This window comes from Aliterella atlantica CENA595, assembly GCF_000952155.1.
Taxonomy (GTDB): Bacteria; Cyanobacteriota; Cyanobacteriia; order Cyanobacteriales; family Chroococcidiopsidaceae; genus Aliterella; species Aliterella atlantica.
In genome coordinates, this window is the sequence record NZ_JYON01000001.1 from 154,930 (window position 1) to 167,005 (window position 12,076).

The following is a 12,076-nucleotide window of genomic DNA, read 5'->3' on the forward strand; positions in this document are numbered from 1 at the left end:
TCTTGGAGGGCGATTTAGCGTGTTAATCTCTGTTACGCCTAAGTTTGAAGAAACAAATTTAGATCGAGGATAAATTTATGGCTGGAAATCATGGTGAAAATCAACCTCAAGCTCTTACTCAAGATCCCCAAAATGCAGTAAAAGCGTTTGAGTCTTTAGATACTGACGCTAAACTTGCTTTGTTTTATTATATTTATGAAAAGATGGGAGATTCAGTTACTCCTGCGGCTCCTGCGGCAACTGAACCAGAACTCGCGCCCAGATTGCTAGGCGATTTTTATAACTTATCGAAAGACGAGCAGTTAGCAATTATGCGCCAAATCGTTAATTGTGAGGATACAGATTATTCTCGCGCTTATGGGGCTTTGAAAGAAAACAATCAACTAATGGTTTGGTACGCTTGGGCGCAAGCGATGGGAGATACAGTTGTAGGAATGCCCCAGAACCATCAAAAGTCGCAATCTTTGAGCGATACTCTATCTCAAATCGAAAAGTTAGAGTTTGAAGAACAAATTTCCATGCTACGCACAATTGCCAGCGACATGGGTTATACCGATGTCAAGCCAATTGAAACTCAAGCGCAAACAGGGAAAACAGCTAGTTTATAGAGTGCTTTGAGCGAGGGAGACAAGGGGGACTACAGGGGGATACTCCCCTAACCCCCTCTTTAATTACGAATTACGAATTACGAATTAAGAAGCTGCTAGCTGACCTAAATCTGCTGGTGTGAGGTTGGGGTGAATAACTTGCCCGTCGCGGAACCAGACAATTCGTTGAGTTTGGCGGGCTACGTCTGCTTCGTGAGTAACCATAACAATTGTGATGCCAGTAGCGTTAAGTTCGCCAAAAATGTCCATTACTTCTTGCGTAGTGCGCGAATCTAAAGCCCCTGTAGGCTCGTCAGCAAGTAACAAAACAGGTCGATTGACGATCGCTCTAGCAATTGCAACTCGTTGTTGTTGTCCGCCAGATAGTTGATTGGGGCGATTGTTGACGCGATTTTCTAAGCCTACCCGTTTTAACGCAAGCATAGCGCGATCGCGCCGTTCGGCATTGCTAATACCTGCATAAACCATTGGTAACATGACATTTTCCATCGCGCTTAACTGTGATAGCAGATGGAATTGCTGAAAGACAAAGCCAATTTTGAGATTGCGGATATGGGCAAGTTCGGCATCATCCAACTTAGCGACATCTACCTTATCTAGATAATAGTGTCCATCAGTCGGGCGATCGAGGCAGCCAATAATATTCATAGCCGTAGACTTTCCCGAACCAGAAGCGCCCATAATCGCACAGTATTCGCCTTGTTCTACAACCAAGTTGACATCAACAAGCGCTTTTACTTCAGTTTCCCCTGCCCCATATACTTTAGAAATGTCTTCCAAGCGGATAATAACAGCTTTGTCAGCAGGTTTAAGCTTTGGTTCAGCAGTTATAAATTTATTGACTGACATATATTTATATTATTTTTATTAACTCTTAATTAGTAACTCACCCATCCCCGCTTTAACTCAAAACTACTTCTAATAACCTCATAACCTCTTTAACTAAAAACTAAAAACTACTTCAAGCGCTGCGTAAAGCAACAATAGGATCGAGCCTAGCGGCGCGACGGGCGGGGATAACGCCAAAAAATAGACCAATCCCACCAGAAACACCAACAGCAAGAGCGATCGCGATAGGGGAAATTCCTGCTTCTAAAGGAGTAAGCGCTCCAACTAACAGCACGCCGCTAACACCGAAAGCCGTACCTAACAAACCACCAGCAACAGCCAGAATCACAGCTTCAATTGTAAACTGCACTAAAATATCTTGCTGAGTAGCGCCAATAGCTTTACGCAGTCCGATTTCTTGGGTGCGCTCGGTTACAGAAACGAGCATGATATTCATGATGCCGATACCGCCAACAAATAGAGAAATTGAAGCGATCGCACCGAGCATAATTGTTAAAGCACCTGTGACTTTACCTACAGTTTCTAAAGCATCTTTTTGCGATCTAATAGTAAAGTCATCTTCGCCCGTTAGTTTGTGGCGCAGCCGAAGTAAGTTACGTAACTGAAATTCTGCTGCATCTACGCTGTTAGTGTCTCTAGCAGAAGCGACAAGATAAGTTAAAGGAATGCCATAAGGAGAAGTGCGCCCGACAATACGATTTGCCATTGTCGTGACTGGCACAAAAGCAGCATCATCATAATCAGTCCCAAAGCCCGAACCTTTAGATTCTAGTACGCCGACTACTTGATAAGTGGCATTTTTGATTCGCATTTGCTGACCGATAGGCTGCGTGTTGCCAAATAAGCGATCGGCTAAATCTGCACCTAATACAGTAACTTGATTGCTGCGTTGGATATCTATCTGTGTCAAAAAGCGCCCTTTAGCTGTTTCAAAGTCGCGTACCGATAAAAAACTTGGAGTTGTACCAATCACATTGACATCGGTATTTCTGTTGCGGTAGGTGACTACTGCTCTAGAATTGACTTCAGGAGCTACTCCAACTATTGTTGGCACTTGATTGGCGATCGCTTCTGCATCTGCTAGCACCAATGTTTTAGGTAAGTCAAAGGTGATGCGTTGAGTTTCTCGGTTGCCAGGAATTACAAATAGTACGTTTGGTCCTAAAGATTCTAATTCGCCAGCAATATACTTTTGCGCTCCTTCCCCAATACCAATCATGGCAATTACCGAGGCATTGCCAATAATAATCCCCAACATAGTTAAGCTGCTACGTAGCTTATTTGCTAGTAGCGTAGTCGCCGCCATTTTGAAACTTTCTACAGGATTCATTCAACCTCTACATCTGGAAGATCTATTTTGTAATCAGGTGGCGGGGACAAGAATATGCGATCGCCTGGTTCTACTCCCGATATAATTTGGGTTTGGTCTTGAACAGCCGAACCAATTTCTACTGGACTAAACTTTGCTTTATTTTTATCATTGGGAATTAATACGCCTGTTTGTCCCTGTTTGTTGGTGACGATAGCGGCTGTCGGTACTACTAGCGCATCTTTTACATCTGCACCGAGGATTGTAAGATCGACATTCATGCCCGATCGCAATGCATCTTGTCCTGTAACTAAAGCTATCCGCGCTTGAAAGGATGTAACGTTTTGCTCGACTACAGCTTCAGGGGAAATTAGCCGGATTCGACCTTTAAATACTTGGTTGGGATAGGCATCGGCAACTATTTCTACTGATTGTCCTGACTTAATTTGCCCGATATCGACTTCGGGAATTTGGGCGAGGACTTCTAAGCCACGCGCGATCGCGACAATCGATGTAGATGTAGCTGAAGCTGTACTAGAAGCTGAGGTTGTGGGCGTAACAAATGCGCCTTCTGTAGCGTATTTCTGCGTGACGATGCCAGCAAAGGGAGCGCGAATAATAGTATCGTTTAGCTGCACTTGGATTGCTTTAAGTTCGCTAGCTGCGGCGGCTACTGCGGCTTGTCTTTGGGCTATTTCTTCGGGGCGCGAACCATTTTGGAGTTGCTGCAAAGCTTCCCGCGCTTCTGCTACTGCGGCTTGTCTTTGGGCTATTTCTTCCGAGCGGCTACCGCTTCTGACTTCTGCTAACCGCCTTTGGGCTTCTTGTAAGTTGGCTTTGGCACTGCGATCGTCGGCAATGACTTCATCTAAGGTATCTTGAGCGATCGCACCTTGGCTTGCTAGGTTCCGATTGCGCTGTACTCGGCTGCTAGTCAGGTTTACTCGCGCTTGTGCTGCCTCTACTTGCGCTTGTGCTTGGGCTATTTCTTCGGGACGATTGCCTGTACGTGCTTGGTCTAACTGTGCCTGTGCTTGGTCTAGACGCGCTTGTGCTTGGGCTATTTCTTCAGGGCGGCTTCCGGCGCGGGTTTCGTCTAGTTGGGCTTGAGATTGGGCGAGGTTGGCGCGAGCTTTGGTTAGTTGCGCTTGGAGGTCAGTATCGTCCATGCGGGCAATAATTTGCCCTTGCTCTACTTTATCTCCTTGGTCTACAAGTAGTTGTACTAAACGACCAGAGGTTTTTGGACTGAGGTTGACGCTTTGGACTGGTACGACTTTGCCGCTGGCTGTGATGCGGAGGGTGACATCTTTGGCTGTGACGGGTACTGTTAAGGCGGCAATGTCTAATTTGGGTGTGGCGCGATTAGCAATTATAAAATAGGTCGTCCCACTAACTAAAATACCAGCACTTAATATGCCTAGCAGCCACTTAGAAGGATGTTTGACTTTACCAATTAGTGGCAGTTGCATGTGGGTGGTCATGGAGTAAGGAGTTTTAAGCTGATTTGGTGTTGCTTATATTGATTTTAACAATTTGCGATCGGTTGCTATGGGGGGATTAACGAACCATAGGAGGGGTAGGGGCGCTGCGGCATTGTGCCCGTACAGGGGAAAGATAAAATTTGATATGTATGAGATTGTTATAGTGGAAGGTGGTAGCGCTTTATGGGCTGATGGTTATTTCTCTTGATTGGCAGCATCGGGTTGGTTCTCAAAGAGACTGGGTTTGGCGGGGCTGGCAAACTCGTTATACTTATATTCGCTCGGAGAGTAAGACGGGTACGCCGCTGATTTTGTTGCATGGGTTTGGCGCTTCGATTGGACATTGGCGCAACAATTTATCGGTGTTGGCGCAGTCTCACACTGTTTATGCTTTGGATATGTTGGGTTTTGGCGCTTCGGAAAAGCCTGCGGTTGATTATAGTGTGGCGCTTTGGGTGGATCAGGTTTATGATTTTTGGCGGACTTTTATTCGCACTCCGGCGATTTTGATTGGCAATTCTACTGGCTCTCAAGTGACTTTGGCAGCCGCAGCTATGCATCCTGAGATGGTGCAAGGGGTGGTGATGTTGAGTTTGCCGGATTTGTCCGTTAGAGAGGAGGCTATGCCAAAACTACTGCGTCCGGCGATCGCTGCAATTGAAAATTTGGTTGCTTCTCCGCTATTACTAAAGGCAATATTTCGGGTTGTACGCCGACCTGGTATTGTGAAGCGTTGGGCGGGGATGGCTTATGCTAATAGTGAGGCGGTGACTGATGAGTTGGTAGATATTTTGGTAGGTCCGGCTCAAGATCGCGGTAGTGCTAGTGCTTTTGCTGGGGTACTAAGGGCGATGATTGGTTCGCAGTTTGCGCCCAGTGTAAAATCTGTGTTACCGAGTTTGAAGATGCCGATATTATTGATTTGGGGGCAGCAAGATCGGATGGTTCCCCCAATTTTTGCCCGTCAGTTTGCTGACTATAATCCTGAGTACGTGCAATTATTGAGTCTGGAAAATGCTGGACACTGCGCTCATGATGAATGTCCAGATGAGGTCAATCAAGCAATCTTGGACTGGATTAAAGGTTTTAATAGTAGGGCTATGCGTGCTGCAATTGCGTAGATTTTTCCGTTACGCGTTATCTGTGAAGACATAGCAGTGCTACGTCTTCACTACATTTTTGGTACGGGTGCAATATATTGCTGCTTGACTGCTTCTCTACTTTGTTCTGCGTCGTTGGCTGCGATTAGGAGGCTGAGGCTGTCGATAATGTGCTTGGTTTCTTGCATGGCGCGGCTGGCTTCTGGTTGGAAGGCGCGGCTAGTAGATTCAAATTCGCGTTTGAGGGCTACTTTGTCTTTTTGGGCTACTAATTGTGCTAGGCGAGTATATGTGTCTGCTAATCTGCCGATCGCTTGACGGCGTTCTTCGGCAGTGAGCATGATGTCTACATATAAGGATGGATCTTGGGCAAATAAGCGGCTAACTATATCTATTTCTACGCGATACAAGGGGCTAGCAAAGTCTAGGCTGCGGCTGATGTTGATGCCTTCTTCGGCGAGAAATACGCCTAAGCTAAATGTGGAAAAGTGACGGATTGCTTGGATGGCGATCGTCATGCGATCGTGTTCTTCTGGCGTACAAGTAATTAGTTTGCCGCCTCTACTGGCAATTAAATCTAACAGCCATTGAAATGCTTGTTGTTCCCGTCCTGGACAAACTATAACGTTTTGCGATAAAAGCGATCGCACTCCTGGACCAAACATCGGATGCAAGCTCAATACAGGTCCTTTGTGGTGTTGGAGTAATGCTTCAACTATAGGAGTTTTAATACTGGTAATGTCGGCTAAGGCTGTAGTCGGTTTAAGGTAAGGAGCAGTTTTAGCGATTACATCTATTGTGCGTTCGATCGGGACGCAGATTAAGACTAATTCTGCATTTTCAAGGATTTGTTCGGCATTGTCCCAATCTTTGCGAGCAAACACACTAACGTTATGCCCTGCTAATGATAGTTCTCGCACAAAAAAGCTGCCTAAACTGCCATTACCGCCAATTACAACTATATTTCGCGGTTTAACGCCGTTTGAGGATTTAGGTGTAGCGATCGCCGCAGCGCAGCTAGTGTTAATACTTTGCCAAACAAACTCAGGTACGCCAGCTTGCGCCAAGAGTTGATTAGTATCGTCTGATTCTGTTTGTACGGGTAGATTTGATGCATTTAAAATAGCAATTCTCTTACCTAGTAAGTTAATCAGTTCTCGGTCGATATCTCTAAGCATTTCTGACATGGCGATCGAACTCCAAAATTGACTATCAACTGGCTGTATTAATAGTGACCAGTTAAAGAGTTAACAGTATTAACTCTTTAACTGGTCACTGGTCACTGGTTACTGGTCACTGATTAAGCAGTTGCCATTGCAGGCTGAGTTGACCAACGATCTACGGCTTTGCCGATTACTGCCATTTCTCGCACTAAACTATCGAAACTGTCGAAAGTTAGTGATTGGGGACCGTCTGATAGGGCTTTGGCTGGGTTGGGGTGAACTTCAATCATTAGGGCATCTGTTCCGGCGGCGATCGCACCTAATGCCATTGGCGGTACGTATTCAGATTTACCCGTACCGTGACTGGGGTCGATGGTGATGGGGAGGTGAGTTAGACTTCGCAATACAGGGATAACTGATAAATCTAAGGTGTTACGCGCATACTTAGCATCAAAAGTCCGAATACCGCGTTCGCAAAGGATAACGTTGGGATTGCCCGCAGCTAATAAGTATTCTGCTGCCATCAGCCATTCATCAATCGTTGCAGACATTCCTCGCTTGAGTAAGATGGGCTTATCTTGAGCGCCTACTTTTTTTAATAGGGCGAAGTTTTGCATATTCCGCGCCCCAATTTGCACGATGTCAGCTACACCTGCTACTGCATCTAAATCGGCAGTGTCCATAATTTCGGTAACAATGCCTAAACCTGTAGCGGCGCGGGCTGCGGCAAGTAGGTTTAAAGCGCTTTCACCATGTCCCTGAAAGGCATAAGGTGAGGTGCGGGGCTTGTATGCTCCTCCACGTAAGAACTTTGCGCCTGCTGCCTTGACTCGCTTGGCAGTTTCGACAATCATTTCTTCATTTTCTACTGAGCAAGGTCCAGCAATCAATACTACTGGATGCCCTTCGCCGAAGTGAACGGGACCGTTGGGAGTTGATACAATAACGTCGCTAGGTTCTCCGTGACGAAATTCGCGGCTGACGCGCTTGAAAGGTTTTTGTACTCGTAATACTTGCTCGATCCAAGGGCTAGTTTCTTGGATTTGCATTGGATCTAGGCTGGCTGTATCGCCAATTAAGCCGATGACTACTTTGTTGCGTCCAACGATTTTCTCGGACATTATGCCCCAAGATTTATACAATTCTTGCCCAATGCGACTAATTTCAGCTTCGGGTGTACCAGTTTTGATAACGATAATCATGGTTTTCCTGGGTAATTATGTTTGCATGGTGGAGATAGGCGAATCTTGGGCGATCGCCTTGACAATTTTGAGCAGTAGATTTTGATGCACGAACGCAGATAAACGCTGATGAATGCAGATAGCACGCCACATTCGTTGCGTTGGTGATGTGCTTTGGAGAAAATTTGCGTTACTGCATGAATTTGACTAATTGCTCTAATTTTGACCAAGCTGCACCGCTAGTGAGGATGTCGCTGGCGATCGCAATTCCTTGTCTGTAATCTCCAGGTTCGGTTACGCTGCCTACTTGTAGGGCTAAGGCTGTGTTTAAGGCGACTACATCTTGTTGTGCTTTTGTGCCTTTGCCTTGCAGGACGTTTTTGAGAATTTGCGCGTTTTCCTCGACATCTCCGCCGCGAATTTCTGCGGTTGCTGCTGTTTGTAGTCCAAGTTCTTCAGGGTTTAATGTTGTTAGGCGTACTTGCTTGTTTTCTAATACCGCTAGATCGTTGATATCTGCTAATCCTGCTTCGTCTAATTTTTCCCTACCGCGCACGACGATCGCTTTTTGCGTGCCTAGTTGCGATAATGCTTTGGCGATCGTTTCTACTAATGCTGGATCGCAAACGCCAATGATTTGCCCTGTTGGTTGCATGGGGTTGACTAATGGACCTAGCAGGTTAAATATGGTACGCACCTTTAATGTTTTGCGTAAAGGCGCTACAGCTTTGAGGGCGGGATGCCAACCTGGCGCAAATAAAAAGGTAATGCCAACTTCTTCAACTGCGGCTGTAACTTTCTCTGGATGGGAGTTGAGATTTATGCCTACAGCTTCTAATACATCTGCCGAACCTGTTTTGCTAGATGCCGAACGATTGCCGTGTTTGGCTACTTTGACTCCTGCTGCTGCTGCAACGAAGGCTACAGCAGTGGAAATATTAAAAGTAGACGCTCCATCTCCCCCAGTTCCACAGGTATCTATTAAGGGAGTAGTCAGGGAAAATTTGTTAGTAGGAATTGACGATTGGGCGTGTAAAACCTGCGCCATCCCAACTAATTCTTCAGTAGATACTCCTTTGGCTTGAATCGCTGCTAATATTGCGCCCGATAGTACGGGGGGAATTGTTTCTGTCAGCCAGCCTTGCATCAAATCAGCCGCTTGCGGAACGTTAAGACTTTGCCCGTCTAATAGTTGTTGCAACAAACTAGACCACGCAATCGAGTCAATAGAAGTTAAGGCTGGGGCTTGAGTTGTAGCTATCATGGCTGTATTTATAGTTATTTAGCAATTAGCAATAGAAGAGAGTAGAGGAAGTTTTGTCAAGCAGGGAGAGATTTAATATAATTAATCTCCCTTGTCTCCTTGTCTCCTCATCTCTCATTCCACCACGCAAGGCGCTTTAGTCTTTGTGCAAAACCTTGGCTACAGTTTGCACGTCTTTGTCGCCTCGACCCGAACAGTTGATGACAATTTTGGGACTACCTGTAAGTTGAGGGCAAAGAGTGTCTAAATAAGCGATCGCATGAGCGGTTTCTAAGGCAGGAATAATCCCTTCTCGCTGCGATAATAGTTGCAACGCTGTTAATGCTTGTTCGTCGGTAACGCTGTAATACTCGGCGCGTCCAACTTCTTTGAGGAAACTATGTTCGGGACCTACACCTGGATAATCTAAACCTGCACTAATTGAATGCGCTTCTACTACTTGTCCATCTTCATCTTGCAATAAGTAACTCATTGCGCCATGCAACACGCCAACTCGTCCTTTGGTTAAAGTGGCGGCGTGTTTTTCTGTATCTACACCTTCACCTGCTGCCTCAACGCCAATTAATCTAACATTGCGATCGCGGATAAATTCATGGAATATACCCATTGCATTCGATCCGCCGCCTACACAAGCAAGGAGAATATCAGGCAATCCGCCCCATTTCTCCATAGCTTGCCAACGAGTTTCTTGCCCGATCACAGCGTGAAAGTCGCGTACTAGCATTGGATAAGGGTGAGGTCCTGCAACAGAACCGAGGATGTAGTGAGTGTTTTCTACATTTGTCACCCAATCTCGAATCGCCTCTGAAGTGGCATCTTTGAGGGTTCCCGTACCTGCTGATACTGGACGTACTTCCGCACCCATTAATCGCATCCGAAAGACGTTAAGTGCCTGGCGTTCCATATCTTGAACGCCCATATAAATCACGCAGTCGAAGCCAAAACGAGCGCAGACTGTAGCTGTAGCTACTCCATGTTGTCCTGCACCTGTTTCGGCAATAATCCGCTGCTTGCCCATGCGTTTTGCGAGTAATACTTGGGCGAGGGCGTTATTAATTTTGTGTGCGCCTGTATGATTGAGGTCTTCGCGTTTGAGGTAAATTTGCGGGCTGCTGTTTGCTGTGGCGTAATGGGCTGTCAAGCGTTCGGCAAAGTATAAGGGTGTAGGACGACCGACATAATCTTTTAATAGACCTTCTAACTCTGTCTGGAAACCTGGATCGTTGCAATATTTGTTAAATGCTGCTTCTAATTCCTCAAGCGCAGGCATGAGGGTTTCTGGCACGTATTTACCGCCAAATTTGCCAAATCGTCCCAAGGCATCTGGTCTTTTGGGGTCGGTTGCCGTTATATCATAAATTTCTTGGATGCTTACCACTTATTAAAATCCTCTAAATTAATTAATGAACGGGCGCAAGGCGTTGTACGCCTTCTTGTTTTGTTGGCGCGATCGCACTTTTCAATTCTTTGCACAATGATTCTACTGCTTGCAACCCCTCATCGCTGGATAGGGCTTTAACGAAGGCGCTACCGACAATTACTGCATCTGCACCCCATTCTTTGACTTGACGTGCTTGTTCGGGCTGAGAGATGCCAAAACCTACGCCTATGGGCTTATCTGTGACTTGGCGCATTTGAGTTAACAAGTCCGCAACGCGGCTTTGAATTTGCGCTCGCATTCCGGTTACGCCTGTAACGCTGACAAGATAAATAAATCCTTGAGATTTACCTGCGATCGCATCTATTCTGGTTTGAGAACTGGTCGGTGCAACTAATAAAATTAGTTCAATGCCCCAATTTGCAGCAGTAGCAATTAATTCGTCTGCTTCTTCTAAAGGTAAGTCGGGGACAACTAAGCCTTTTACGCCGACACTAGCGACTTGCTCTAAAAATGAGCTAATACCTCTATTTAAAATCGGGTTGTAGTAGGTAAACAAAATTATCGGCGCTTTTAACTTAGGAGTTACTGCTTGCAACATTTCTAGCACTTGTTCTAACTTAGTTCCTTGTTGCAAAGCACGAGTTGCAGCCGCTTGAATTACAGGTCCATCAGCCAGAGGATCGGAGTAGGGAACGCCCAACTCAATTAAGTCTGCACCATTGCTGTCTAATACTTGCAAAGCCTCGGCGGTAGTGGCTAAATCAGGATCGCCAGCAGTAATAAAGGGAATTAATGCACATTGGGAGCGATCGCGTAAAGATTGGAGGCGTGAAGAAATAGCGTTCATTTTAATATTTCACCTAAAAATAAAGCAGTTATCTATGAAAGTAAACTTCTTACTGCTTGTTCTATATCTGGTTGCTTGACTAAAGATTCTCCCACCAAAACACTGCGAACTCCAGCTTTGGCGACTAAAGACAAATCTTGGGGGGTAAATAAACCGGATTCGCTGACAGTTGTAATCCCCAAACAGTGTAATTGTTGTCTTCTACTGACCATCAACTGCTGCGTAGTAGCCAAATCGACGGCAAAAGTATCCAAATCGCGGTTATTAATCCCAACTAGGCGCAGTTGCGAGGACAATACTCTATCGAGTTCAGCAAGGGTATGTACTTCTACTAAAGCCTCCATCCCCAGAGATTGAATCAGGTGCAACAACTCCCACAATTGCTTGTCTGGAAGAATAGCAGCTATTAACAGCACTGCATCAGCACCCGATGCCCTTGCTAAATATACTTGATAAGGGTCAATGATGAACTCTTTACACAACAAAGGCAAATCTACGTTTTGGCGAACTAGGCGCAGATTGTCAAAACTACCTTGAAAAAACTTGCTGTCAGTAAGCACTGAAAGGCAAGCTGCACCACCTTTTTCGTAAGCTTTAGCGATCGCTATAGGGTCAAAATCAGCGCGAATAACGCCTTTGCTAGGAGATGCTTTTTTTACTTCGGCAATTAGGCTAGGATAGCTGGGACTGTTTTTTAAAGCGCCAAGAAAGTCGCGTGGCTTGGGAGATGCGATCGCTTGTTTTTGCAAATTTGCGATCGGTTGCTGCTGCACCATTTGGGCGACTTCTTGTTCTTTTTGCTGCACGATTTTGGCGAGAATATTTTGGGGATTCGCCTGCGTAACCGTCACTATTTTCTCCTATTTTGGGATGTTGCGGGGGCGGTAGAG

General features: G+C 45.8%; 11 protein-coding genes. 2 read left to right on the forward strand and 9 right to left on the reverse strand.

The features are described 5' to 3' along the window. The first annotated feature begins 77 nt into the window (after positions 1 to 77). Entirely contained in the window at positions 78 to 608 is a 531-nt protein-coding gene (locus UH38_RS00710; protein WP_045052680.1) for an orange carotenoid protein N-terminal domain-containing protein, read from the forward strand. Positions 609 to 692: 84 nt separating this feature from the next. On the opposite strand, the gene UH38_RS00715 is transcribed toward UH38_RS00710, so the two are convergent. The 3 genes from UH38_RS00715 to UH38_RS00725 form a co-directional block, all read right to left on the reverse strand. Next, positions 693 to 1,457 carry an ABC transporter ATP-binding protein gene (locus tag UH38_RS00715; protein WP_045052681.1) on the reverse strand — a complete coding sequence of 255 codons (765 nt, stop codon included), beginning with the start codon at positions 1,455 to 1,457 and terminating at the stop codon, positions 693 to 695. A gap of 112 nt (positions 1,458 to 1,569) precedes the next feature. Continuing rightward, positions 1,570 to 2,787 (reverse strand): ABC transporter permease, encoded by a 1,218-nt coding sequence (locus UH38_RS00720; RefSeq protein WP_045052682.1) that lies wholly within the window; start codon positions 2,785 to 2,787, stop codon positions 1,570 to 1,572. After that, complete coding sequence (locus UH38_RS00725; protein ID WP_045052683.1) at positions 2,784 to 4,250, reverse strand: efflux RND transporter periplasmic adaptor subunit; 1,467 nt, start codon at positions 4,248 to 4,250, stop codon at positions 2,784 to 2,786. Before UH38_RS00725 ends, UH38_RS00720 begins: the two co-directional genes overlap by 4 nt. A gap of 191 nt (positions 4,251 to 4,441) precedes the next feature. On the opposite strand from UH38_RS00725, the gene UH38_RS00730 reads away from it, so the two are divergent. Continuing rightward, positions 4,442 to 5,371 carry an alpha/beta fold hydrolase gene (locus tag UH38_RS00730; protein WP_045052684.1) on the forward strand — a complete coding sequence of 310 codons (930 nt, stop codon included), beginning with the start codon at positions 4,442 to 4,444 and terminating at the stop codon, positions 5,369 to 5,371. A 50-nt stretch (positions 5,372 to 5,421) separates the two neighbouring features. Here the strand turns inward: UH38_RS00730 and tyrA are convergent, their stop codons facing one another. The 6 genes from tyrA to trpC form a co-directional block, all read right to left on the reverse strand. Further along, positions 5,422 to 6,537: a bifunctional chorismate mutase/prephenate dehydrogenase gene (gene tyrA, locus UH38_RS00735; RefSeq protein ID WP_045052685.1), complete on the reverse strand. Its 1,116-nt coding sequence runs from the start codon at positions 6,535 to 6,537 to the stop codon at positions 5,422 to 5,424. A 113-nt stretch (positions 6,538 to 6,650) separates the two neighbouring features. Further along, on the reverse strand, positions 6,651 to 7,715 hold the full coding sequence (gene aroF, locus UH38_RS00740) for a 3-deoxy-7-phosphoheptulonate synthase (RefSeq protein ID WP_045052686.1): 1,065 nt from the start codon (positions 7,713 to 7,715) through the stop codon (positions 6,651 to 6,653). Between the two features lie 169 nt (positions 7,716 to 7,884). Beyond that, positions 7,885 to 8,958 (reverse strand): anthranilate phosphoribosyltransferase, encoded by a 1,074-nt coding sequence (gene trpD / locus UH38_RS00745; RefSeq protein WP_045052687.1) that lies wholly within the window; start codon positions 8,956 to 8,958, stop codon positions 7,885 to 7,887. A gap of 136 nt (positions 8,959 to 9,094) precedes the next feature. Then, positions 9,095 to 10,327 (reverse strand): tryptophan synthase subunit beta, encoded by a 1,233-nt coding sequence (gene trpB, locus UH38_RS00750; RefSeq protein WP_082065284.1) that lies wholly within the window; start codon positions 10,325 to 10,327, stop codon positions 9,095 to 9,097. 31 nt (positions 10,328 to 10,358) lie between these two features. Next, positions 10,359 to 11,186: a tryptophan synthase subunit alpha gene (gene trpA, locus UH38_RS00755; RefSeq protein WP_045052689.1), complete on the reverse strand. Its 828-nt coding sequence runs from the start codon at positions 11,184 to 11,186 to the stop codon at positions 10,359 to 10,361. Between the two features lie 32 nt (positions 11,187 to 11,218). Then, entirely contained in the window at positions 11,219 to 12,037 is an 819-nt protein-coding gene (trpC, locus tag UH38_RS00760) for an indole-3-glycerol phosphate synthase TrpC (RefSeq protein ID WP_045052690.1), read from the reverse strand. Positions 12,038 to 12,076 lie beyond the last annotated feature (39 nt).